Genomic DNA, 26,207 nt, shown 5'->3' with positions numbered 1-26,207 from the left:
GCTGACAGGCCGGTCGGCCGGTGACGGCGTCACGTCACCGGCCGACCGGAGGGTCCTAGTAGTGACGCTCGAGCAGGTTGTAGTCGTCGGCGTCCGGGTACTTGGTGCTGGTGCGAGACGAGTAGAGGCAGCTCTCGGTGCCGGTGTTGTGGTCGAGGCCCAGGACATGGCCCAGTTCGTGGCAGGCCGTGTTCCACTTCTGCGCCTCGGTGCCCCAGTAGTAGTCGTTGAGCTTCACCGAGGCACTGGCGTAGTAGGTGTTCGCGGCGTTGAAGGTGCGAGACGTGCTGCCCGTCCAGCCGGTGGCACCGTAGTTGGAGCTGTAGACGTGGACGCAGTGCGCCGGCGCGCCGTCGCAGCCCGAACTGGCCGGGCGGTAGATGGAGCGATGCCGGAGGTCTCGTTCCACTCCGTCACCGCGCGTCCGACGGGCCAACTCGCGCCGGAGTGGTCGACGAAGTCGATCACCGGGCGGACCACGCCGTTGTACGACCACCGGACGAAACAGGTCGCCGACGTCGAGGTCCGTCACGACGGCCACAGCCACGGCCTGGCCGTCGCGTTTCGCATCGGCCGCCACGCCCACCCGATGGCGCAGAGGCCGCCATGTGAGGAACTCACATGGCGGCCTCTGCGCTCGTCCGCCCGCACACCAGGACCCGCCGGTCTCTGCCGCCACCAACCCCTATCGACGGATTCCCGTGACGGCGCGTCGTAAGGATCCCGGCAGCCGCCTCAGCCCCTGCAGCCCACAGAGATCAGGATGATCTCCAGCTCGCCGCTGCGGAAGCGGGCAAGGTCCCGCTCCGACAGGTCCGCCTGCAGGGGATTCAGTTGCTGCAGCAGCGTCAGCCCGCAGTGCGGCCAGTCGGCCGGCAGCGCGGAGTCCGCCAGGATCTGGTCGAAGTCGGTCTTCGTCTGCTGATCGGCCGGCCTCGGCGTCAGGGTGATGCCCGGAGCACGGACAAGCGTGAACGGATCACCCGCCGGTCCGACGTAGTATCGGGCCACCGTGAAGTCGCTGTCCGTCAGCTCCTTCGTCATCGTGTAGCCGTCCACCTCGATCTTGTCAAGGTAGGAGGCCGCCGTCCGCTGGGCGCTCGACGAGTACTGCAGGAACGGCCACAGCACCGTGTAGCCGACCCACAGCATCAGCGCGGCCGCGGTCGCAATGGCGGCGATCAGCCACGGTGGTTTGCGCGTCTGACTCAACAATTGATCACTCCATCCCCGCAGAGCCATTGGTCGGCCGTGGGCCACCAGGCCTTGACGCCGTTCATATAGGCCTGGGCGCTGTCACCCATCGACTTTCCCGGTGCACCGTACTTCTCCGCGTAGGTACCGCTGCCGATCGGGTCGACGAACTCCATGCCGACGTTGTAGCCGACCGCCGCGATCTCCTCCCGGGTGAAGGCCGCCCCGGTGCCCGTCGGCTTGGCCGGCACCTTTGCCAGCAGATCCTTCAGCCGGTACGCGGCGGCGCGGATGGACAGCTTCTCATCGTTGATGGAAGTCTTCCACATTCCGTATGGCCCCATGCCGCCGCTGACGGAGTTGTTGATCGGCTTGCCCGTCTTCGGGTTCTGCCCGAACTCCGTCGGATGGTTGTTGACGGTCTCCTCGAACGTGCCCATCTGCATGTTGGCCATACCGACCGAGACACTGCCGATGGCCGCCGGGATGAACCGGTCCCACCAGGCCATGGTCTCATCGTTGGAGCGGTCGTCGGCGCTCTCGATGATCAGCACGGTGAGCAGCAGCCGCGGGTCGATCTCGGCCTCCCACGCGGCCCGAACGATCTCCCGCAGCCACTCCTGAACACCCTCCTTGTTGTGGCCCGCCGGCTTGCAGGATTGGTGACCCGCCGGCACCCAGGAACCAGTGGCGCACTCCCCCGTCTTGTTCCAGTTGGGGCCTATGCTGAATTTTCGCGGTTGTTTGGTCGGCTGGTAGCCGGCGGCGGTGCCGCAGTCACCCTCGTCGAGACACGGTTTCGTGCCCGAGGGGTCGGGCATCACCAGGGGGTTGCCGTTGCCGTAGCCGTAGGCGCTCCACTGCTGCGGATCCTTGAGATCCATAATCGGGTCGACACTGGTGAACCGGCCGATGGCCGGGTCGTATTCACGGGCGCCCAGGTGAGTCAGTCCAGTGCTGTCCTTCGTGCCGCCTACGAAGCCTTTCTGATCGGGCCACGAGGCCGGCGGTGTGCCGCCACGGTCGGCGCCGTACGGCGTGGTGCGCCGCCAGCTGATGGACCCTGTGGCCGCGTTGATCACACAGGAGGCGGTCCCATTGCCGTCGGCGGCCTGGAAGTTGACGGCGCCCGTACCCTTGCGCACCGCCACCGTCTTGCCGCCGAAGGCGTAGAAGCGCGTTCCGGTGACCGCCCCGGCACCGGCCTGCGCGAGCTCCATGCCCGGCAGGTAGAGCGTGGTGGTGCCGCCGGCCTCCTTGCGGGCGATCCGGTTGCCGTCGGCGTCGTAGATGTACGTCGTGGTCTGGCCGCCGGCCGGGGTGCTGGTGGCCAGGTGGCCCTCGGCGTCCCAGGTCAGTGTCTGGTGCCCCGACTCGCCACCGACGGCGCAGACGCTGTCGGTGGTGGAGTTGGGCCGACACACGGTGTTGCCGGTGGCGTCGTACCGGTAGCGGAAGGTCTTTGACCCGGCAGGGCCGGTCTCCTCGATCGCGGTGACGGTGTGCGGCTGGTTGTAGCCCTCGCCAGGTGCGGGGTACTGGTATGTGCGCTCGGTCGGCGCACCGCCGGTGAGCGAGTGGATCGTCTCGGTCTTGCGGTTGCCCACCTCGTCGAAAGTCCAGCTGTGGTGGTACGGTGCCGGACCGCCCACTCCCGTCTCGGTGACACCGTCCGCACACGTCTTGGTCGCGCTGTCGGTGGCCCACGCCTCGGTCAACCGGCGCAGGTGGTCGTAGGCGAAACACTGGATGTCCCGGGTGCCGCCGACGGGCGTGTCGGCGATGGACAGGATGTTGCCCGTGTCGTCGTACGAGTACTGGGCGTTCATGTCGTCGACGGAGACGCCCTGGCGCTTGACCGTCGACTTCACCATCCGGTTCGTGCCTCGCTCGTACTCCCAGCCCAACCAGGCCTTCTTGTCCGTGCCGCCGGTGAACAGCTCGGCCTGCAGCAGGTTACCGACGTTGCTGTAGGCGCTGGCGGTGACGTAACTGCTCGCTCCGTCGAGCCGGCTCGGCCGCCGAAGGCCGTCGTAGGTGGTGGTCACCGCCTCCGCCGGCAGGCCGCCCGCCTCGGGCGTGCCGTTGGACTGCACCGTGCCGTCGATGTTGTACGCCGTGGTGAAGTCGTAGCTCTTGCCGAGCTGCGAGCCGACGCCGCCGGAGGGGAAGGAGTAGCGGGTCTTGGTGGGCCGGTTGAGCGCGTCGCGGGTCAGATGGATCGTGTAGTAGTTCTGGCCGTCCACGATGCGCTGGCTGTAGTAGAGCTGCCCCTTGGCCACGGTGTCGTAGACCCACGCCGCGATCTTGGTGCCGCTGTCGAGGTCGCCCTGCCAGGTCTCGATTTTACGGCCGATCTTGTCGTATCGCATCGACAGCTTGTTGCCGCGCTCGTCGATCGAGTAACTGAGCTGGCCGAGCGCATCGTATTCGTACCTGCTGTCACCGGAGTCCGGGTCCTCGACCCAGGTCTTCAGCCCGCGCTGGTTGTAGTGGTAGCGCCAGACGTTGCCCAGCGGATCGGTCACCGTCTCCAGCGACCCGCCGTGGTTGTACGTGTAACGGGTCACGTCGGCCGGCCCGCTCGGACCGGACCCGTGGTACTGGTGCAGCTCGGTCATCTGGCCGAGCGCGTTCGTAACGGTCGTGGTGGGCACCCCGCCCAACGGCGGGTCCACGTTCGTGCGGTCGCCCTGGTAGGTCATCGTGGTGGTCCACCGGGCGTCGCCCGCCACGGAGAACGTCTCCGCGACCGGCCGGCCCGCGCCGTCGTAGGTGATGGTGGTCTGCCCGTTGACCGCACCCTCCGGCGTCACCAGCGGCAGATCGCCGGCGGTGCCGATGGCCAGGTACGCCGCGTTGGTCTTGTACGCCTGGCCGAGGCCGTTGTGGAAGGTGTCGGTGAGCAGCCAGCCACCCGGTCCCGGCCGCTGGCTCTGCCGGGGCCGGAGCATCCCGTCCATCAGCTCGAAGCTCATCGAGTAGGTGCCGTCCTTGTTCAGTTCACCGGTGCCGACCACGGAGGGCCGGTCGTTGCGCACCAGGTACGTGTACTTGCGGCTCGGCGTGGCCCCCTGGCTCCGGTCGCGGTCGGGCATCCAGACGTCGGTCAGCCGACCGAACGAGTCGTACGCCATCTCGGTGCGCCGGTTGTTGTTGTCGATCGCCACCGTCGGCACCGCAAAGGCGGCATCGTAGGTGGTGGTCGTGGTGAAGGTCTTCGGGTCGGTAACCTTTACCTGGGTGGTGAGGCCGCGGGTCTCGGTGTATTCGGTGAGGGTCTCGTAGTCCAGCGCGTTGCGAACCGCCAGCGCGCGACCATACACGTCGACCGAAGTCGTCTCCGACACCCGCAGGTATTGGATCTGCTCGCCGTCGTAGCGGTCCAGACTCTCGCTGCGCGTCGCCGTGCCGTACTGCGGCTTGACGTTCCACGCCTGCAGGTCGAAGCTGGTGCGCTCATCGGCCAGCAGATCGGTGTCGAGGTCGAAGGGGTCGGCACACTTCGCCGACACCGTCTGGGTGCGCGAGACGAAGGTACGCATGTTCAGGTCCGGGTTGTCGACGTACCACGTGCGCACGCACTTGTCGTCGTCAGACTCGGCCACGTCCCCGAGGTCGTCGACGGACACCACCCGACCCCACGTCGGGTCGAGTTCCGTCACCGTCTTGTGCTCGCGCCACACCGGGTCGCCCTGGGCGTTGTCCGGCATGGCCGTCAGCTCGCGTACCACGTCGGTGCGTACCATCGCCGTGGTCCGCGTGCCCCATGTCTCGGTCTGGGTGTGGGTGACCTTGCGCCACGGCTGGCTGATCGTCTTCGACACGACGTCGGCGCCGTTGTAGACCACGGTCTCAAGCTCATGACCTGCGAACTCGTCATGGTCGGTGTAGCCGGCGCCGGTCGAGTCCGTCCGCGTCACCACCGCGGAGGAGCCGTCCGCCTTCTTCCCGCCGGAGAGACCGCGCAGGAAGAAATGGTCGGTTCGGCCCGGCATCGACTGGCCGTCACCCGCCCGGACGATCACCTGGGCGTAACCACGCCAGTCCGACCAGGTCAGGTCCTCAGCTTTGGTAATACCGTCGGGCATGGACTTGCGCCACGCCGCGTCGCCAACGTACTCGTACGAGGTGACCATGTCGTCATTGCCGCCGACAAGGTCATCCTGCACCACGTTGTCCACGACGTACTTGTGGAACCAGTCGGTGATCTCGTCGTCGTCGCCACCGCCATATGGATTCCACATCACCGGATAGCAGCGCCGCGTGGAGTTCCCGGCAGTGGGCAGATCGTTCTTCGAGCAGTCCGGGGTCTTGTAGTTGATGCTCAACTGCATGCCGGTGTCGGTCTTGACGGTCGACAACCGGTAGCGGATCAGGGGTCCGATGAAGTCGTCGTCGCGATCGATGCGGTTGGGCAGCTGGATGCCGTCCAGCTCCACTGCGGGAGCGGTCTGCGTGACGCCACCGCCGTGCGACGAGTGGACGATCCTCTTGAGCCACAGCGTACGGGAGTTGTCGTCGTTGGCCTTGAACTCGTGTTCCAGCGCCCATGAACTGACGGGGAGCCAGTCAGTCGCCCCCCGAATCTCGCTCTGGATCTTGACAAGCCGGCGTCGGGTGAAGAACGTAGCCGAGAGCTGCGACGCCTCGCAGTGGGTGGACGCAGGGCAGATACGGTCTTCGGGCACGTCCGGCCACGAGGCCGCGGTGGCGTCGGTCAGATCCTGCGGATCACAGTCGACGGAACCGCCAGGAATGCACCGCTCCGCGGTCGTGAACACCACCCGGGCCGGCGCGAACGTACTGTAGACCTGCCCGTCACGCTGCCCGTAGTCGACATGCGCCAGATATCCCCCGCGGTGGTACGCGGTGCCGTTCACGTCGGTACGGCCGCCACGGGCGTAGTGATTCGTCTCCCGATCGTAGAAATACGAGATCACATTGCCGCGCGGGTCGACGACGTAGTCGAGGTTCCAGCGCCACCCCTGGTCGCAGTACGAGTCGGCGAACCCCGAGGCTTTGTGGCACGGCTCGTTCGCGTCGTCGCCGTAGACCGGCACCGTCCAGACCGACTCGGTCTCCTCCATGTTCGCCGACCAGCCCGGCAGCCGGTTCTTGCCGAAGTAGTACTGCATGCCGTCGGTCGTGGTGACCCGCCAGTGCTCCCCGTCGCCGTCGCCGTTGACGGCACCGGTCAGCCGCTGCACCTTGGAACCGTCGTCGGGCGAGAGTCGGTAGTTGTCGTCATCGACCTTGACCAGGGTGCCGGAGTGGCCGGACAGCATGAGCGTGCCGTTATGGAACGCCCAGCACTGGTCGCTCGCCTCCTCGTGCCCGTCGTCGGCACACGACTTATACCGGCGCTCGATATATCCCGGCTCGTACGTGAAGCCCTCTCCGATCCAGGAGCCCTGGTTGTTCGTCGCCGCCGTCCGGCCGTCAACCGCCTGCGACGAGTAGGACAAAGCCACCTGCGGGCCGAGGCCGCTCGGCGTGACCGGCGTCTTCACGGGATAGTTCCAGCTGAAGCTGCCCGTCGCCAGCGCCGTGTTCCAAGACGAGGACGGCGCCAGCTTCGTCGCCTTGTAGTCGCCCTGTGACGAGGAGTCGCCGGCCGACAGCGCGAACACCGGCGCGGCCGCCGCAGCGCCGTCCCATTGCACATCGACCGAGACTGCGGCCGAGCGGGCGTCGTTCAGCGAAGGCAGTGGCGTCACCGTCCGGCACTCCGGCCGTTGCGGCGCCGTGAGCGCGCATGCGGGCAGCCGCACGAGCCGCAGCCGGGCAGCCCAGTCGCCGCCGATCGCATGTGCGAAGTCCGCATAGCCGATCGAGACGCCGAGCCGGGCAGAACCAGCCGCACCGTCCGACCGGCGCATCGAGAACACGGGGCCGTCGAGGCCGAGCCCGCGCGACACCGCACGGTCATACACCCGCACGGCCGCCGACCGAGCCGGCACCTCCTGCTCGCGCTGCGCCGCGGACCCGGTCGCCGCGACCCGCGCCTCCGCCAGCCCGACCGCGAGGCCGCCGACCGTCGTCCGGCTGCCACGAGACTTCGACACGACGACCGTTGCCTCGCCGCCACTTGGCCAAGCGACCGCATCAGGACGTTTCAGCACGCGATCCGCGGTGGGGTCCGCCCTGGGCGTCTCGGGTTTCAGCGGCGCGGTGCGTGCTGCCGCTCGCTGCGCCTGTGCCGCCGGCCGATCCGCCGCCGTGGCGGCTTGTGGCGTGCCCGCCACGACCGAACCCGTCAGCAGCAACATCACGATGAGGGCCGACTGTCGCCGTCGGGCCGATGATCGAAATGCTAATGACACTTCGTCCGATGCGGACTGCCTCTTTCGGGCATGGCGAAGCACGGATTATCCCCCGTCGTTCTAGGCCTGAGCGCAGGATGCTACACCACAAACGACGGCTGGAGGGGGCGTGCTGACCATGCAATATAGACACATGCCGCCATCCTCGCGATGGTGGACCTTGGTCGGCGGAACGCGCAATCCGGACGCTGGTGACACCTGCCCATGACGCCGATGCGGCGCGGCGCCAATAGCGCGTCAACTGGCAGCCCCGCGATACTGGCGAACGGCCCCGATCCGGCGCAGGCCGGGCTGCTGAGTGCCGCCGCCACCGACGGGAACCAGGTGCGCGATAGGTGGCAGGGCATCGAGCCCCTCCGGATCGTGACGGCGCACGCCAGCACGCTTCTGTGCACATCAGACTTGATCAATGAACCTGATCGCGAAGAAGCCCCATCTGAAAAGTTCAGATGGGGCTTCTTCGGTGCACCACCAGGAACTCGAACCCCGAACCCGGGGATCAAGAGCGCCGAGCCGGCGACACCGACCCTGCGAGCGGGCTCAGGATCGGCTCAGCCACGCCCGCGCGTCGTCAGCCGCCTTCGGTGACCGGTGACCGAGGGCCAAGACGCCCTCGACATACCGCCGCAGCACCGCCACCCGGTGCGGGTGGGGCACCATGACCAGGCCGGCGCAGTCCTGCCAGGCCGTCGCCGCGATGACGACCTCGCCGTCCAGGGAGTGCATCACGAACCGCGGGTAGCGGTTGGTCACCCCCAGGGCGCCGGTCTCGACACCCGCGCCCGCGATGTCCCACTCCGGCTCGAGCCGGACCCGGGCCCAGTGCGGCAGCGGCATCGGGCGGTCGTCGCCCGGCCCCACTGCCAGCAGGAACTCCCGGTCCGGGCCGAACAGCGAGTGCCGCGTCGCCATCGCGTACCAGGCCGCGTTCATTTTCGCGACCAGGTCGGGATCGTCGAAGTCGACGGTCTCGTCGACCCGGCCGTCCTCCGCGCGACATCCGGTGACCATCACCGCGGCCTCCGCGGGGATGGTCACGGTCGGGTCCTCGAAGTCCAGCATGGTGAGACCTGCCGCGGCGAGCGCCGCGGACAGGTTCTCACGGTTCATGTACGTGCTCAGGGGGTTCCTCCTGGCGCATTAACGCCTGCCGTGTTGCATCCGGCACCGCCGGTGCCGCCGCCGACCGGCGGCTTGAACGCACCGTACGAGTAGATGCGCTGGTAGTTGTGGCCGGCCCCCTTGCTGCCCGCCTTGGGCCAGCCCGTGGGGGCGACCCACCCGTAGGTCCACTGTCCGTTCTTCTTCGTACGGATCACGCGCCAGTCGTTCTCCGTACCCGGCGGAAGGCCCGGAACCTCGTAGATCTCTGCGTTATACCAGTATGCCTTGACTCCCTTGGGTGCGTCCTTGCCCTTGTAGAAGTCGAGATTTCCGTGCTGGTCCACCCGCTGAGGCTGGCTCCCGTTCTCGATGAGCTGGATGGCGTCTTGGATGAAGTCGGGAACGGGCGCCGGGCCGGGATTGTTGTGGACCAGCACTGCCTCATCGCCGACGAGCACGTAGTACGTGTGCAGGTCGTCGACCGTCAGGTTGTACATGGTCTTCGGGCCGAGGTGGTTGTGCACCCCGGCCACGGTCACGAGGTCGCCGTCCCGGGTGCGCAGCTGCTCACCGGGTGCCAGCTCGGCCGCGTCGACCCAGCTCTCGCGGGTCTGCGACCAGAAGGGGTGATCCCAGGTGGTGTCGATGACGTGGCGGTCGGCGCCGTCCTGCACCGTCAGGTCGGTGAGCATGTCGTCGGTGTTGATGTGGTGCACGGTGACCGTCTCGGCGCTGGTCTCACCGGTCTCCGGATCGGTGGCCAGCACCCGTTCGCCCGCAACGAGATCCTTGATCGGCTTGGAGCTTCCGTCGGCGAGCAGCACCTCGGTGTCGGCCGAGAAACTGTAGCCACGGCCGGCGGTGCGGACCACCGGGTTGCGCCCGAAGCCCCGGCAGCCCGTGCTGCCCCAGCCGCCAGTGGGCAACATGCTGATCACGATGGCCGCCCATTGCAGCCATCCCGACTCGTTGCCCATCTCCATCTGGGCCAATGCGGCAGCTTGAGTGCCGACCTCCATGATCATGGCCTGGGAGCAGCCCTGCGCCCCGCCCATGTTGGCGTTGTTGCAGGCGGTCTCCAGGATGATGAGGATCTCCAGATCGGACAGCTCGCGATTGCCACCGCCGTCCTTGCGGCTCTTGAGCCATCCGGCCTTGGCCTTGTCGTACTCCTTGGCCAGCCGGAAAGGATCGTGCACGTCCTGGTTGAGCAGGCAGTAACCGTCGATACAGTAGGTGAAGTCCGTGTTCTCCCGAATGATCGTCAGCTCGGTCCCGTTGTCGAGGACGATGGTGTTGATCGAGGTGCCAGTCGTGTCGGGGTAGTTCATGTCATCGGCTTGCTTCTCGACCAGGCCGGTCGCGTCGCTCTTGATGATGGGGCTGTTGCTGGCGTAGGCGTAGCCGTGCCACTGCTGCGGCTCGGTCGGGTTCAGCAGCGGGTCGACGCTGATGAACCGCCCGAGTCGGGGATCGTACTCACGGGCTCCGAGGTGGGTCAGGCCGGTCGGGTCCTCCTCCGCGCCGAGAAAGCCCTTGCGGTCGGGCCAGAAGGCGGGCGCGGTCGGCTGGCGGGAGGTGCCGTAGGGCGTCGTGCGGCGCCAGGAGATCGCACCGTCGCTTGCCTTGATCGAGGCGCTGGCGGTGCCGTGGTGATCGGCGCCCTGGAAGTAGATCCCGGTGGAGTTGCGCACCGCGACCGTATGGCCGCCGAACCCATAGGAGCGGGTGCCGGTGACGACCGTGCCGGTCTGGGTCAGTTCCATGCCCGGCAGGAACAGCGTGGTGTTGCCACCCGGGTCCTTGCGGGCGATCCGGGTGCCCTCGGCGTTGTAGATGTAGGTGGTCGGCTGGCCGCCCGTCGGGGTGCTCGAGGCGAGGTGCCCCTCGGCGTCCCAGGTGAGGGACTGCTGCGCGACCTGGCTGCCGATTGTGCAGTCGTTGGTGGTCGTCGTCGTGTTCGGGCGGCAGATGGTGTTGCCGCCGGCGTCGTAGTCGTAACGGAAGGTGCGGTCGCCCCCGGGCCCGGTCTCGTCGACCCGGGTCAGGCTGTGCGGCCGATTCTGTCCTTCGCCCTGCGCCGGGTAGACGTAGGTGCGCTCGGTGTCGGTGCCGCCGGTGAGCGAGTGGATGGTCTCGGTCTTGCGGTTGCCGACCTTGTCGAAGGTCCAGCTGTGGTGGTAGGGGGCCGGACCTCCCACGCCGGTCTGCGTGACGCCGTCGTCGCAGGTCTTGGTGCTGCTCGCGGTCGACCACGCCGCCGTGATGCGGTTCAGGTAGTCGTACTCGAAACACTGGATGTCACGGGTGCCGCCGACCGGAAGGTCGGCGATGGACAGGACGTTGCCTGACTCGTCGTAGGTGTACTTCGCGTCCATGTCGAACACGGGCACGTTCTGACGGTTGATCTTCGTGCTGGTGAGGCGGCCGGTGCCGCGCTCGTAATTCCAGGTCAGCCAGGCCTTCTTGCCGCTGCCGGTGTAGAGCTCGGTCTGCAGCAGCTCTCCGACGTTGCTGTAGAGGGTCGAGGTCACATAGGTGGTGGCCCCGGTCAGTGCGGTCGGCCGAAGCAGGTCGTCGTAGGTCGCCGCCAACGCCTCGGCAGGAAGACCGCCCGCGGCGGGCACGCCGAACGACTGCAGCGTGCCGTCGGTGTTGTACGCGGCGGAGTAGTCGTAGTTCTTGCCCAACAGGGAGCCGACCCCGGCCGCGGCGCTGGGGAAGGAGTAGCGGGTCTTCGTCGGCCGGTACAGCTCGTCACGGGTCAGGTAGATGGTGTAGTAGTTCTGACCCTGGTTGATGCGCCTGCTGTAGTAGAGCTCGCCAAGGTTGCCGGGCGCGTCGTAGACCCAGGCCGACAGCTGTAGCCCGGAATCGAGTTCGCCCTGCCAGGTCTCGGTCTTGCGGCCGAGCGCGTCGTAGCGGTAGGACACCTTGACGTCGCGACCGTCGGTCACCGAGGTCACCCGGCCCGCGTCGTCGTACACGTAGCGGGTGTCGCCGGAGTCGGGGTGCTCGATGGTCTCCTGGAGCTGGCGCTGGTTGTAGTGGTAGCGCCAGACGTTGTCCTGCGGGTCGGTCAGCGTCGCGAGCTGACCAGCCGGGGTGTAGGTGTATTCGGTGACGTCGGCGGGGCCGGTCGGGCTCTCGCCGTGGTACTGGTGCAGCTCCGTCATCTGGCCTCGGGCGTCCCAGACCGTGGTGGTCGGCACGCCGCCGACCGGCGGGTCGACGTGCGTGCGGTCGCCCGCGTACGTCGTGGACGCCGACCACTTCTCGTCCCCGGCGATGGAGAACGTGTCGAGGATCGCTCGGCCCACGCCGTCGAAGGTGAACGTGTGCTGGCCGTTGACCGCGCCTTCCGCCGTCACCAGCGGTATGTCCCCGGCCACGCCGGTCGCCAGGTAGACGTCGTTGGATTTGTACGCCTGGCCGTTGCCATCGTGGAAGGTGTCGGTCAGCAGCCAGCCGCCCGGCCCTGGCATCTGCTTCTGCCTGGGTCGCAGCAGGCCGTCGTAGAGCTCGTAGCCGACCTGGTAGGTGCCGTCGTTCTTGATCGTGTAAGTGCTCACGACCGAGGTCTTGTCGTTGCGCACCTGGTAGCCGAACTTGCGGTTGGGGGTGGCACCGGAGGCCTTGCTGCGGTTGGGCAGCCAGACGTCGGTCAGCCGGCCGAGCGCGTCATAGGCCAGGTCGGTGCGCTTGCCGTTGACGTCGATCAGGTACAGCGGCTGCCCGGTCGGCGGGTCGACGACGGTCGTGGTGCTGAAACCGGGCAGGGCACGCGTCGTCGCGATCTGGGCGGCCAGCCCGTTGACGTCGACGTACTGAGTCGTGGTGGTGTGCCCGAGCGCGTCCTTCATCGCCTCCGGCCGACCGAAGTCGTCGACGTCGGTCACCTCGCTCTCGGTGGTGTACACGATGTTCGTGCCGTCGAAGTGGTGAAGGTTCTCCGACCGGGTGACGACGCCCTTGGTGGGGGCCTCGTCCCAGGCCTTCAGGTCGTAGCTGGTGCGCGTGGCGGAGATCAGCTGGGTGGCCAGGTTCGGGTTGGCGACGTCGCAGTTGACCGACACCGTCTGGGTGCGGTTGGCGTAGCTGTACAGATACGTGGTGGGATTGTCGCGGTAATAGGTCCGGGTGCACCGGTCGTCGCCGCTCTTGCCGGCACCGGTCTCGCCGAGGTCGTCAACGGCCACCGGGCGGCCCCACGTGGGGTCGTACTCGGTCTCGGTCCTGGTCTCCCGCCACACCGGGTTGCCCTGGGCGTCGACGGGCATCGCGGTGAAGTTGCGCACCACGTCGGTGCGGACGAACGCGGAGATGTTGGAGCCCCAGCTCTCGGTCTGGGTCCGAGTGACGTGCCGCCACGGCTGGTTGATCGTCTTGGTGACGATGTCGGCCCCGTTGTAGAGGACCGTCTCCAATTCGTGCCCGGACCACTCGTCGTGGTCGGTGTAGGAGGTGCCGGCGGAGTCCGTCACCGTGACCGTCGGCTTGCTGCCGTCGGCCTTCTCACCGCCGCTCAGGCCGCGCAGGAAGTAGTGGTCGGCCCGACCCGGCATGGACTGCCCGTCACCGGTGCGGACGATGACCTTCGCGTAGCCGCGCCAGTTGTTCCAGCTCAGGTCCTCGTTCTTGGTGATGCCGTCCGGCTCGCCCTTGCGCCAGGCCGCGTCGCCGACGTACTCGTAGGCGCTGACCATGTCCAGGTTGTTCGAGCCGCCGAGCAGGTCGTCGACGACCACGTTGTCCACGACGTACTTGTGGAACCAGTCGGTGACCTCGTCGTCCTCACCGCCGCCGAGCGGGTTCCAGATGATCGGGTAGCAGCGCCTGGTGGACGTCTCCGGGTCGGGCAGGTTGTCCTTGGCGCAGTCCGGCGCCTTGTAGTTGATCGTGATCTGGGCACCGGTGTCGGTCTTGACCGTGGCGAGTCGGTAGCGGATCAGCGGGCCGAAGTTGTCGTCGTCCAGGTCGATCCGGTTGGGCAGCTGGATGCCGTCGAGCTCGGTGGCGGGCATGGTCAGCGTGACGCCGTCGCGGTGCCCTGACTTGGTGATCTTCTTGAGCCACAGCGTACGGGACGCGTCGTCGTTGACCTTGAAAGCGTGCTCCAGAGCCCATGAGGCGACCGGGGTCCAGGAGGCGCCGTTGCTGATCTCCGTCTGGATCTTCACCAAGCGCTTGCGGGTGAAGAACGAGGCCGATGCCTGACCGATCTCGCAGTGCGTGCCCGCGGCGCAGATCAGGTCCTCCGGGACATCGGGCCAGGAGGCGGCGGTGTCCTCGTTCAGGTCCTCGGCATCGCAGTCCACCCCGGCGGCCGGGATGCAGCGCTCAACCGTGTCGAACACCACCCGGGCCGGCGCCTTCGTGCTGTAGACCTGCTGATCGCGCTGGCCGTAGTCGATCCGCGCGAGGTATCCGCCGCGGTGGTACTTCGTCCCGTCGATGGTGATCCGCGCGCCGCGGGCGTAGTAGTTGACCTCCCGGTCATAGAAGTAGGAGATCACGCTGCCGCGCGGGTTGACGACGTAGTCGAGGTTCCATCGCCACGCCTGGTCGCAGTAGGAGTCGTCGAAGCCGGAGGACTTGTTGCACGGTTCGCCGGAGTCGTCGCCGAAGACCGGCACCGTCCAGACCGACTCGGTCTCCTCCTTGTTCGCCGACCAGCCCGGCAGCCGGTTCTTGCCGAAGTAGTACTGCGTGCCGTCGGTCGTGGTGACCCGCCAGTGCTCCCCGTCGTCGTCGCCGTTGACGGCGCCGGTCAGGCGCTCGATCCTCGAGCCGTCGTCGGAGGAGAGCTTCCACAGGTTGTCGTTGACCTTGACCAGGGTCCCGGACCTGCCGCCGAGCATGATCGTCGCGTTGTGGAACGCCCAGCACTGATCCGCGGCGTTCTCGTGGCCGTCGTCGGCACACGGCTTGTACCTGCGCTCGATGTAGCCCGGCTCGTAGGTGAAGCCCTCACCGATCCATGAACCCTGGTTGTTGGTCATCGAAGTGCGCCCGTCCACCGCCTGCGACGAATAGGACAGCCCGACCTGCGGCTGAAGGCCACCCGGGACGGCCGGCACCTCGATCGGGTAGCTCCAGGAGAAGCCGCCCGACGCCAGCGCCGTGCTCCACGACGACGACGGCGCCAGCTTGGTCGCCGCAAAGTCCCCTTGCGTCGAGGAGGCACCGGCCGACATCGCCAGGACCGTCGCGCCGGTCGCGCCGGCTGCCGCATCGACCTCGGCGGTCACCGTACGAGCCGACGTGTCGTTCACCGAGGCCAGCGGTGTGGCCCTCCGGCACTCCGCCCGATCCGGCGAGGTCAGCGCGCAGGCCGGCAGCTTCACCAGCCGCAGCCGCGCCCCCCAGTCACCGCCGATCGCGTGCTCGAAGCCGGCGTACCGCACCGAGAGGCTCACCTGCCCGACCGCATCGACGCCGTCGGCACGCGACACCTGCAGCACCGGGCCGTCCACCCCGAGCCGTTTCGACACCGGCCGGTCGAAGACCTGCACCCGGGCCCGCTGCGGGGTGCCCTGAGCAGACCGCGAGACCGCACCGGACAGCCCTTCGGCCCGGGACACGTCCACAGCCAGACCGCCGACGGCGGCGAATTTCGCATCCACCGCTACCGCGTCGATCTCGACCGCCGCCGCCGTGGGCCATGCCACGGCATCCGCGCGCACCATGGTCTTGTCCGCCGTCGGATCCTGCGCAGGCGCCTCCGCCGGAAGGGCGGCGCCCCGCGCGGCAGCTGGTTGCGCCTGAACCGCGGGACGGCCCTCGTCAGCCGCCGCAGGCGCGGGTGCCGGCACCTGCGCCAGACCCGCCACCAGCGCCAAGGCTATGGCCGCGGCCAACGGACGCACAGGCCGCCCTGGTGAGAAATGTAGTCGGAATCGCCGTTGTGACGACACGCGTCAGCACCACCTTGATGGTCGATAAGGATGGGTGAAGCCAGTGGCCGACACCCCCGCAGGGGTGCCGGCCACTGGATGTCGGTGCTACAGGTCGGACTGGGCCGTGGTGCTAGCCAGTCGGATGACTGTGGTCTCGTCGAGCACGCCGCTGTAGACGCGGACCTCGTCGAGGACACCGGAGAAGTAGCCTCCGTATGTCGGCGTGGCCGTGGTGCCGTCCAGCAGGGCGCGGCCGACCTGGACGCCGTTGTCGGGGCCGTCCCACACCGGGGTGTGGCTGCCCATCGCGCTGGCGGCCAGCTCACCGTTGACATAGAGCAGCACGTCCTTGGTGAACGCGTTGTAGGTGACGACCAGGTGCTGTCCCAGCGGGTCGCTGGGATCGGGCAGGTGCGTGTCGTCGACCACGACCGTCGTCGCGGTGGCGGTGTCGTCGCCTGCGGCCACGCTTAGCTGCCAGCGCGGCTGTCCACCACCGATGTCGACGCACTTGACCTGGAACCGGCTGACCTCCGCGCCCGGCTGCGACAACACGACCTGGTCGGAGGCACACGCCGCGGCCAGCCGCGCCCGTGCCGCGACCGAGAAGCTGCCGGTCTGTCCGACCAGAGGCTTGGTGCTGGCGGCGTAATCGTCACCGCCGTCGAGGACCATGTGCCCGGCACCGGCCAGGGCCGGCTCGGCGAACGGGTCGTCGGGGTCGGGCACCATCAGCGCGGCACCGTTGTACAGCGTCAGTTCCTTCGTCTCGTCCGGGGTGGCGCCGTCGACGACGGTCTCGGCGCTGACGAACACGCCGGGGTTGTCGTCGGGCACGTCGGCGCTGTCCAGCGCCCAGTACACCTGGCGCTGCAGTCGCGGCGTGGCCAGCGCGCCGATCTCAGCAGGCGTAGCCAGCCGGTCGTATACGGCCACGTCGGCCAGCCCACCGTTCCAGCCCCACGCGTAACCGGTCTTCGTGACGCGGCGGCCGAGGTGGAAGTTGCCGTGCGAGGCCCACTGCGAGCGTGCCGCGGCGGTGTTGGACAGCCTGCCGTTGACGTACATCGACATGGTGTCCTTGACCGGGTCGAAGACCACAGCGAGGTGGGTCCAGCCGGTCTGGGCGGTGACGACCTCGGTGCTGGTGACCTGCCAGTCGCGGAAGGCGTTGACGTCCATGTCCGGGATGCCGAACAGCCACTTGCTGCTGGCCGGGCTGAACCCGAGGTAGAAGCCCGGCACACCGCTGCCGTCCTGCGACACCGCAGCCCGGTAGGCGGTCAGATCATCGAGCTTCACCCACGCCGCGACCGTGAACGGGCGGGCCGTGTCGACCAGCCCGGTCGCGGAGGTCGCCAGGTAGCTGTCGGTGCTGCTGCCCGTCAGCTGCACCGACGGGTGCGCCGCACCGCCCGGCCCGGGCTGGCCGAACGTGACCCCGGGCCCAGCCGACGCGGGGTTGGTGCCGCGCTCGTCGGCGGCCTGGGTCGAGCCGGGCGCGTCGGCGAGGTTCCACTGTGCGATCGATGGATCCCCGGCTGCGACGTTGAAGTTGCAGACGGAGGTGTCGCTCTCCTTGCCGGCCGCGTCGACCGCGATCACGGTGACGAAGTGCGGCGCCTCGGTCATCGGCGCCCAGCTCACGCTGACCGGCCCGCCGTTGGCGGTCGGGGTCAGCACGTTGCTCGGCGACGGGTTGGTGTCGAAGCCGTACTTGTACGACACGACGTCGGCGGCCGCGGAATCGAAGGTGAACGTGCCGTACCGACCCGCACCGTCAATCCACTCACCTGACTCCACACACGCCGGCGTGTTGTCGGCCGCGTCCGAGGCGAGGAACTCCGCCGAGTCGATGTCAGAACCCACCGGCTTGGTCTTGTCCAGGATGAACCCACAGGTCGCACTGACAAGGCTGGTGGCTGTGCCGTCGGATGCCTGTACCTTCCAGGACACGACCACGTTCTCCGGCAGGTTCGGCGCACCGGTGGCGGCGTCGGCCAGGTTGTAGTCGAACGTCGACTTGTTGGCCTTCTCCCCCGACGTCCACGTCTTGGTCTGCAGGCTGCCGCCCGGCGGGGTCCAGGTGACGGTGAACGTCGCGGTCAGCGGCTCAGCCGCGTCGGTCTCCGGGTCGGCCAGGTACGCCGACAGCTTCGGCACACTCGACACGTACCAGGTGTTGTCCGGGGTGCCGGTCTTGCAGGCGCCACCGGGGTTGGACGTCAGGTTGGTCGGCATGGCCGGCGGCCGGTTGTAGGTCACCGACAGCACCGCGTTGTCGCAGAACCGCTTGATGAAATACTTGCTGCCCTCGTCGTCGGCGCGGATGCCGAAGGTGGTCGTCGACCAGTTGTTGGCCGCCGCCTCCTGCGCGGCACCGGTGGCGGTGAAGGTGACGTTCTGGTTCGTCGTCGTGCACGAACCCTGGGAGACCGTCGGGTCCTGGGTGTCCTGCTTCTTGCTCCACGCCGGCTGGTTGTCCCAGTTGGTGGCCGAGGTGATACCCGCACCCATGCGATACAGCGAGGCGTTGCGCGCCGAGCCGTCGTAGGTAGCCACCATCGTGACTTTGAAGGTGGCGCTGGACACGACGATGGTGTCGTCCTGATACGGGGTCGGGATCGCATACAGCAGACGCTTGATGTATGAGTTGTTGCACTTGTTGCCGGAATCGGTCCGGTTGCACAGGCCGATGCGCTGGTCGCGGTCCCCGTCGAACTTCCAGTACTCCTCCTTCGGGTAACCGGAGTCGACCATCGCCCACGAGCTGTTGCTGTTCGGGGCGGTCATCGGGTCGATGTAGAGCGGGTAGCGCGCACTCGCATCCGCCAGCAGGCGCGCGTCCGAGGTCAACCGCAGCGTCCCGCCGTCGACCTCCACTCCGACCTCGGCGCGACGCGCCGACTCGGGAGCAGACCGCGTCGGCTCGACGTCGGCACCGGCCGTTGCGGCCTCGGCCGGGTCACCGGAGTCCCACATCTTCGGCGTCGGCGACGCGAACACCACACCGCCGGACCCTGTGTCCTTGGCGACCAGACGGCCCTCGGCGTCGGCCGAGAACGTCAGATTGGTCCCCTGCAGCCCGTAGGTCACCGACTTGATCTGCGGCAGGGCCGCCGCTTGCGGTGTCTTGACCACCAGCACGTGGGTGTAGCTGGTCGCCGTGGCATGCACGACTAGATCGACGTCCGGGAAGACGTTGCGGTAGGTCGCCGCGTCGCCCGACAGCACCGGCTCCGGCAACGCTGCCGGCCACGACAGCGACATCACGCGACCTGCGCGTGACATGGTGGCAAGGGGCATGGTGCCGCCGCCGGAGAACCGCATCGGCGTCTCGGCTGCCTTCGGCCCGACGCTGCCGTCCTTGTACCGGACCATGGTCGTGTCGACCGGCACCCACTTGCCGCGCTGCATGACACGGAACGGCGCGGCATGCGACTCGTGCGTGAACGAACCATCCGGATTCGCATACGTCACCTGACGGCCGGTGCCCTTGGCCGCCACCTCCACCTGCTTACCCGATTTGCGGGCGGCAGCCACCGCCTGCGGCTCGGTCCACGGCGCGCTCGCCGCCCCGACACCGTCCGGGCCCAATGCCTGTGGTCGGCTGCCTTGGTCGCGGCCGGGTGCCGCCGCCCAGAGTGTGGCAGCCACCAACCCGACCACCACCGCGGACGCCGCACCGCGTGCCCGCCACCGCGAACTCATACCAGCCATCCCCACCGTGCTCGTCGCCTTCACCTTCGTCTGATCCTGCTGCGTCATCGCCCGCTTCACCCGACCTGCGTGCCGAACGTGACCGCACCAGCCGGGATGCCTCCGGCACCAGGTGCCCATGTCGCCGACAGCGCCACGGTGCCGACGGCGAGCGACGACCAGGGCAGGGCCCAGACCGCCCGGTTCGCATACGGCGACGAGACATAGAGCTCGGTCGCCGAGGCGCCCATGCTCAGACCGACCAACTCCCGCATGCCGGGTGTGCCCGGCAGGTTCGCCGTCGCGGCCCGCTCCACCACCACATCACTGGTGATCGTCCCGACGCCACCGGCGAACACGCGGATCGAACCCGCGTCCAGAACGGTCCCCAGATCCTCGCCAGGCACCCCCACCGCCACCTGCAACGTCGCCGCGGTAGGCGCAACGCCCGGGTCCGTATTCACGACCAGCACCTTCTCGCCGAACAGGTCGCCCGCTTCGCTGCTGCCCGAGATCCCGGACGTCTCCTGATTCAGCGAAACGACCTGCGTCAGGGTCGTGCCCGACATGCGAAACTCGTGGATCATGCCCGCGTCCGCGCCCGGCACGGCGTCCTCGCCGGGCACGCCGACCACCAGCAGCGAGTCGCCCGCCGGCCAGAACGATGCCATCGCGATCGACTTGCCGAACGTGTCACCCGCCTCCATGGCGTCGGACACCCCCGAACTGTCCTGGTTGACCACACCGGTCTTGGTGGGCAGATTGCTGGTCAGCGTGTGGCTGTAAACATTGACCTGACCTGCGAACTGCGTGTTCACATCCATGCCCTCGCCTGGGGCCGAGGCCGCGATGTGGTACGGAGACGCCGCGACCGCGTAGCCGAACCTGTCATCCGTCTCGGCGTTGCCGCCGCCGCCATTGGTCTGGTCGAACGCGACCTTCACCGAGCCACGGAAGTAGTGCACCACTCCGGCGTCCTCGTAGCCGCCCACGTCATCGCCGGGCGCACCCACGACCAGGAACGGCTGGCCAGCCGCGGTCTGGCCCGCGGCCAGGGAGAAGCCGAAGTTGTCGTTGGCGGCCTTCGTGCCCGGCACACCGTTGGTGCCCTGCTCGTACAGGATCGCCGGCGCGCTGGTGCTCTTGTTCAACCCCGACGGCGAACCGAACAGCAGATGCACCTGGCCGGCGTCAATGATCGACCCGATGTCCTCGAACGGGACCCCGACCGCCACGTCCGCGCAGCCGTCGAGGTTCGCGTCATAGATCGCGAACGTCTGCCCGAACCTGTCCCCGGGCTCGGAGTCTCCGATCACCTCAGTGTCGTCCTCGGTGATGGCGCGGGTGGCGCCGTCGGAGCCGTTGACGATCCGCACCAAGCCCGCTTCCGCGTCGCCGTTCACCGTGGCCATCGGATCGGCGATGAGCACATCGCGCACCCCGTCACCGTTGAAGTCACCGGCCACGCCGCTCCCGCAACCCGGCACGGGCGGGGGCAGGACCATCACCTGGAACTCACAGTAGTCAGACCAGCTGCCGTTCAGGCTGCCGTCATTGCCGCGTACCCGCCACTGGTAGATGCCGCCCTCCGTGAAAGCGCCCGAGGGCACCGTCGTGGACAACGCCGTTCCAGAGGCTGCGGCACCGGTGACCGCCGAACCGATCTTGGCTCCGCCGCCGACGGCCCACCACTCGAACTCGGCCTTCACCGATGCGCCCGCATCGACATCGGATATCACCGCGGACAGCTGCGGCGTCACGGTGTTGATCACAGGCCGGCCGGTGCCGGTCACACACGCGGTGGCAGGGAGGGTCGACCGGCTCCCGACCGTCGGGTATGAGTTGTAGGTCACTGTCGCCTTCGGGGCGAAGTCCAGGTAGCTGGCGTGGTTGGCACGCACCTGCTTCCAATAGGACGAGTCCGTCTCATTCCCTGCCCGGATGCCCATGTCCGCGCTCGCATCGCCGGCAGTGGCAGCCGCTTGGAAGAAGTTCAAGGCGTCCACCGACACCCACCCGTCGCCACAGGAGGTGTCAAAACCCGTCGTCGCCGTCGAACTGCTCTGATTGGTGATCCAGAGGGGCTGGTTGTCCCACAAGACCCCGTTGGGGATCGAGCCGGTGGTCCACACCTGCCACGACCGGGGCGAACACGTCCCCGAGTAATAGTTGAACAGCTGCAGCGACGCCGACGTGATCGAAGCCCCCACCAGCACGCTGCTGTCCCAGCGGATGAACGCCCGCGCAGTCCCGGTAGAGATGTGCCCGAAGTGCATGTCGCTGTTGCCACCGTTGTGGGTGGTGTCGTTCTGCATGACGTAGATGTCGTAGGCGTTGGTGAGAGCGTTGATCGTCGGGTCGATCACCACCGGCCACGAGGTCGCCGCATCGGTCATCCACGCCACATCCGGGGTCATCCGCAATTCCAGACCAGGCTCGGCCTGCTGCGACCGCGCACGCTGCGCCACCGCCGACGCCCGCGAATTCACCACGCTCTTGCGTGCCGGGTCGTTGGCCGGTGTGCGGGCCGCATCCCACATCTCCGGCGCCGGCACCTCCGCCACCGCGCGACCCGCCCCGTCCACGATCGTCGCGTTACCGTGCAGGTCACGCCCGAACGACGCCGCGTTCTTGCCGGTGACCGGGAACACGACCTCACGCACCTGATTCACCGCAGCCGGGCTCTTCACGACCAGGAAGGTCTCCACACCCGTGCCAGTCGCCTCCACCACCAGGTCGACCCCAGGCCGCGCGTCGACGTAGGTCGCCTTGTTGGCCTGCAGCACCGGCTCTGGCAGCGCACCGTCCCAACCTACCGAGAGGCGGTCATCACCCTTCCCGAACGCGGCAAGCACGTGAGAACCCGCATGCTGTGCGCCCGCAAAGCGGGTGTCGTACGGGTCGGCCACCGTCCGGATCGAACCGTCGACGGGATCCTTGACCAGATTCAGGTCCATCGGCACCCAGCCCGCGTCCCGCCTGACCCGCACCGGGCCTGCGCTCAAGGTCGCCTCGAAGCCACCCTCCGGCAGCGCCCAGACCTCCGTCGTCTCCGACGTCAGCTCATCGACCTGCACCCGCCGCCCCGATGCGTGGGCAGCCGCCGACGCGTCTGCCTGCGCCCGTGCCACCAGGTCGACACCACCACCATCGGTCGACTCGACCACCATCGGCGTGGAGGGCGCGGACGGCTCTTCAGCCGACGCCGGCACCACCAGTAAGCCGATCGTCGTGACGATCGATGCCGACATGGCACCGAGCGACCGACTCATCCTCCGCCGCCCAACCGGGAGCAGACCCCGCATGACCAACCTCCAAGAACGCTTGGAGCGGCACGCTATGCCAAACAGCCCGCGCCCGCTGTCCCCTCGACTTCGACCAATCCGGACTCGACTTGATCCATATGTTCACAGCAACCAATGGTGGATACACCACGACCACGATCGATCACTTTCGGTAGGCGACGCAGGGACCGCCCCGAAAGTGCGGGAGCGCCATGTGAGATGTTTCACATGCGCCACCAGGGCCTGGCCATCGGCCACTGCGAGACGGGCCGCCACCACGACCGAAATCCATCAGCACCGTTCGGTATCGATGCCACACGAGCAGCAGGTCATCCGGCAGGATGCCACGGCAAGATCACCACAATCTGGTGCCCGTGACCACCTCCGCCTCGGACCATCTACCAGGTGAAACCTGGTGTGCGCCAGCAGAGAGCGGCTGGTCGCAGTGTCTGGAGTGCGGCCGGTGATTCATCCGGCTGGGCCACCACGTCGTCACCAAGCACATGCTCAGCTGTGACAAGTTCCGACAACGGCTTGGTGGCATACGACCTGGACACGGACAAGGCGACAGTCACCGAGAACGCGGACGTCGCGGACATCGCCGCCCGGGGCGCCGCTGCCGTCATGCATGACCCGAGCAGTGAAGTCATCGCCCCGCTCACGATCGTGTCGAGCGCGAGGTCGAGGCCGATCACGTCACGGTCCAGGGACGGGTGCGGCGGTTCACCCCACTGCTCGACTGCTGCACAGTCAGCGATCCCGGTCCGTCGTGTGGCGATAGGGGCAGCGAACGTGACCGTGTGCGGATGGAGCCGGCCGGGGCGACTACAGGGCGGCAGGCAGAAACCTCGGCCCCGCTTACGGTGGTTCGTGCCAGACCAATCGGGCATCACCCGCACATACGCCCCTACCGACATCGACGAACGAGCGAAGTCCCAGCTCACCGAGCTGGGACTTCGCAACGACGCAATATTCACCCGGACGAGGCAGGACGTCGGGAAACCGACGGGAGGTATCCGCGGGCACCGCGACGCCATCTGTCCCTTACGTAAGCCGTCACCGGACGGTGCAGCGACGAGGAGGACATCGTGACCAGCTCCAATGCCCAGCCCCCGAACACGTTCCAGGAGGTCTTCGCCGCCTGGGACGCCGCCCAGCCCACGCACAGCCTGCTGCACTACTACGACTCGCTGGACAAGAACTACAGCTTCGACGGCTCGTTCTGCTACAGCTACGAGGTGGTGCTCAGCGGGTGGCGCTACATCGTGCAGGCGCACGTGCACGTGGAGAGTGGCAAACCCAATTCCAGCGGCAAGGTCTTCGTCCCGGGCTTCAAGGGCACGGAGGCCCCGACGCCGGCGTGGCTGGTCGCCCTGGCACCCGCGTACAGCAAGCAGACGTACCCCAACAACTGGGACAGCAATGCGGCCTACCGCAAGCAACTCTACGACCAGGGCTACCGCTACCCGACCAAGCTCTGACCCATGTCGGACGCGCAGCGGCGCCAGTGGCCCCGGCCACTGGCGCCGGGTCGTCAAATCCGATCAGCGCTGACCACAAACAGTCTTGCTCATTGACATGGAACGATTGTGGAGCGGATTCGCCCACCGATGATCGAAGAAACTCGCTGGCGTTAATCGCTGACGAGCCTCTGTCACGCGGACAGGATCGTGAGGGCGGCGCATGCCACGCAACCCAGCTCGTGCCGGCCTCGCCACCCCGAACGGCCGTCCTGTAACTTGATCCACTCTCGCGTGCCCGCGCATGGTATGCGCCAGATGTGCGCATCCGGTCATGCCGCTGCGCGAGGTCGCCCAGCCAGTCTTGCCGGCGCCGATCGGGCTCGGACGGTGACAGGTCGCCGAACTCCGCCCCGAGCGCAGCTGTTCGCTGCGGCGGCCGGTGTGGTCCTGCCGGTCGTCACAGGCCCACGGCAGGAACGGTGTGGACGTCGAGCGCGGGCGACGGCGCGGGCACTTGACCGGAGCCGGGCAGTCCCGATTGAACATTGACACTTTTCGTTCCTCCAGTGATAGTAAGTGCACACTGTTCCCATCGGGTCTCTGACCTGAGGCCGGCGTAGCCGAGAGATCGACCTCTCCACCCCCGTCGCCGGCCGGCTCGGCCTGAGCCAGACCGCACGCCGACCACCGTCGCAGCCGTCGATGCGTCGCACCCGGGGAAGCGCCCCACCGCCACGCCCTTGGAGGGTGGAATGAGAAAACGGACAACGGTCAGCGCTGGGCTGGCGGCAGTCGTCATCGCAGCCACAACCGCGATCATGGCGTTCGATCCGACCCCGGCGGATGCCGCGGTCGGCGGATCCGGCCCGTACCCGGCCGACTACGAGACCTCCAGCACCCTGCCCAACCACACCATCTACCGCCCGCAGACCCTGCCGAGCGAACGCATGCCCGTGTTCGTCTGGGGAAATGGCGGCTGCTCCGGCAACGGCCTGGACCAGCAGAACTTCCTGCGCGAGATCGCCTCGCACGGATTCCTGGCCATCGCCAACGGCGCTCCCGGTGGATCGGGCAGCACCAACTCGTCGATGCACACGGCGTCCATGGATTGGGTCGTGTCGGAGAACAGTCGGCAGGGCAGCAAGTACTACGGAAAGATCGACACCTCGAAGATCGCCGTGGCCGGCTTCTCGTGCGGCGGCCTGGAAGCGTATGCCGTCGACAACGACCCACGGGTCACCACCGTCGCCATCTTCAGCAGCGGGTTGCTCAACGACGCCGATGACTACCAGCTGCGGCGACTGACCACGCCGATCGCCTACTTCATCGGCGGCCCCAGCGACATCGCCTACGGCAACGCCATGGACGACTGGGGCAAGTTGCCGTCCGGCCTGCCCGCGTTCATGGGCAATCTCAACGTCGGACACGGTGGTACCTACGGCCAGACCAACGGCGGCGAGTTCGGCCGCGTCGCGGTGCTCTACCTCAAGTGGCGCCTGAAGGGCGACATCTCCGCCGGCAGCAACTTCGTCGGCTCCAACTGCGGGCTGTGCCGCACCCAGTGGCAGGTGCTGCAGAAGAACCTCACCCTCGACACCCCACCGAGCAGCCCGCCGCCCAGCAGCCCGGCACCTGGCTCCACCGGTCCACTCCGCGGCGTCGCATCGAACCGTTGCCTGGATGTCAACGGGCGCAGTCAGTCCGACGGGGCGCTCACGCAGATCTGGGACTGCAATGGCGGCACCAACCAGACCTGGACGGCGACATCCGGCAACCAGCTGACCGTCTACGGCAACAAGTGCCTCGATGCCGCGGGCACCGCCACCGGGACCCGCCTCCAGATCTGGACCTGTCACGGCGGAGCCAACCAGCAGTGGCGGCTCAACTCCGACGGCACCATCACCGGCGTCCAGTCCGGCCTCTGCCTGGACGTGACCGGCGCGGGCACCGGCAACGGCACGGCCGTGGTGCTGTGGACATGCCACGGCGGCAGCAATCAGCGCTGGACTCGATCCTGACCCGCAACTGAGCGCACGAGTCTGCAATTACAGAATCCGGGGGTGGGAATTCCGACCAGGGATTCCCACCCCATTCCAGGCGGCGAGGATCGGGATCGCTGTCCCTACCTCGTCAGCGCGTGACCAGACGCACGAAGCGGCAGCGCACATGTGTGATACTCGGCCGCCCAGCGCGGTACCCGCCGCCGCGGGCGAAAGATTTCTCGACATCGTGACAGCA

Annotated in this window: 9 protein-coding genes; 2 read left to right on the top strand and 7 right to left on the bottom strand. The window is 67.7% G+C overall.

Going from position 1 to position 26,207, the window contains the following annotated elements:
• Nucleotides 1–55: 55 nt before the first annotated feature.
• From AB0B66_RS15250 to AB0B66_RS15220, 7 genes are all read right to left on the bottom strand, one after another.
• Entirely contained in the window at nucleotides 56–409 is a 354-nt protein-coding gene (locus AB0B66_RS15250; RefSeq protein WP_360528874.1) for a matrixin family metalloprotease, read from the bottom strand.
• A 326-nt stretch (nucleotides 410–735) separates the two neighbouring features.
• Nucleotides 736–1,242: a hypothetical protein gene (locus tag AB0B66_RS15245; RefSeq protein WP_360528871.1), complete on the bottom strand. Its 507-nt coding sequence runs from the start codon at nucleotides 1,240–1,242 to the stop codon at nucleotides 736–738.
• Nucleotides 1,209–7,466 (bottom strand): RHS repeat-associated core domain-containing protein, encoded by a 6,258-nt coding sequence (locus AB0B66_RS15240; RefSeq protein WP_360528868.1) that lies wholly within the window; start codon nucleotides 7,464–7,466, stop codon nucleotides 1,209–1,211. The genes AB0B66_RS15245 and AB0B66_RS15240 overlap by 34 nt, the downstream gene beginning before the upstream one ends.
• A 594-nt stretch (nucleotides 7,467–8,060) precedes the next feature.
• Nucleotides 8,061–8,630: a hypothetical protein gene (locus AB0B66_RS15235; protein ID WP_203692972.1), complete on the bottom strand. Its 570-nt coding sequence runs from the start codon at nucleotides 8,628–8,630 to the stop codon at nucleotides 8,061–8,063.
• Nucleotides 8,631–8,638: 8 nt separating this feature from the next.
• Nucleotides 8,639–15,313, bottom strand: a complete 6,675-nt coding sequence (locus AB0B66_RS15230; protein ID WP_360528864.1) for a polymorphic toxin-type HINT domain-containing protein — start codon at nucleotides 15,311–15,313, stop codon at nucleotides 8,639–8,641.
• A 315-nt stretch (nucleotides 15,314–15,628) separates the two neighbouring features.
• A complete protein-coding gene (locus AB0B66_RS15225) occupies nucleotides 15,629–19,180 on the bottom strand; it encodes a LamG domain-containing protein (RefSeq protein WP_360528861.1) in 3,552 nt (1,183 codons plus the stop codon).
• A gap of 119 nt (nucleotides 19,181–19,299) precedes the next feature.
• Nucleotides 19,300–22,473 (bottom strand): DNRLRE domain-containing protein, encoded by a 3,174-nt coding sequence (locus AB0B66_RS15220; RefSeq protein WP_360528858.1) that lies wholly within the window; start codon nucleotides 22,471–22,473, stop codon nucleotides 19,300–19,302.
• A gap of 1,121 nt (nucleotides 22,474–23,594) precedes the next feature.
• On the opposite strand from AB0B66_RS15220, the gene AB0B66_RS15215 reads away from it, so the two are divergent.
• Together AB0B66_RS15215 and AB0B66_RS15210 are read left to right on the top strand one after the other, a co-directional pair.
• Entirely contained in the window at nucleotides 23,595–23,987 is a 393-nt protein-coding gene (locus AB0B66_RS15215) for a hypothetical protein (RefSeq protein WP_360528855.1), read from the top strand.
• 734 nt (nucleotides 23,988–24,721) lie between these two features.
• Entirely contained in the window at nucleotides 24,722–25,987 is a 1,266-nt protein-coding gene (locus tag AB0B66_RS15210; RefSeq protein ID WP_360528852.1) for a ricin-type beta-trefoil lectin domain protein, read from the top strand.
• Nucleotides 25,988–26,207 lie beyond the last annotated feature (220 nt).

Source organism: Catellatospora sp. NPDC049111 (assembly GCF_040648615.1).
Taxonomy (GTDB): domain Bacteria; phylum Actinomycetota; class Actinomycetes; order Mycobacteriales; family Micromonosporaceae; genus Catellatospora; species Catellatospora aurea.
Note: the sequence above shows the minus strand (reverse complement) of the source record. Positions and strands in the feature narration are given on the sequence as shown.

Excerpts from the sequence above, each read along its gene's own strand:
- AB0B66_RS15245 (WP_360528871.1), bottom strand. The coding sequence starts at position 1,242 with ATGGCTCTGCGGGGATGGAGTGATCAATTGTTGAGTCAGACGCGCAAA.
- AB0B66_RS15240 (WP_360528868.1), bottom strand. The coding sequence starts at position 7,466 with ATGTTGCTGCTGACGGGTTCGGTCGTGGCGGGCACGCCACAAGCCGCC.
- AB0B66_RS15235 (WP_203692972.1), bottom strand. The coding sequence starts at position 8,630 with ATGAACCGTGAGAACCTGTCCGCGGCGCTCGCCGCGGCAGGTCTCACC.
- AB0B66_RS15230 (WP_360528864.1), bottom strand. The coding sequence starts at position 15,313 with ATGGTGCGCGCGGATGCCGTGGCATGGCCCACGGCGGCGGCGGTCGAG.
- AB0B66_RS15220 (WP_360528858.1), bottom strand. The coding sequence starts at position 22,473 with ATGTCGGCATCGATCGTCACGACGATCGGCTTACTGGTGGTGCCGGCG.
- AB0B66_RS15210 (WP_360528852.1), top strand. The coding sequence starts at position 24,722 with ATGAGAAAACGGACAACGGTCAGCGCTGGGCTGGCGGCAGTCGTCATC.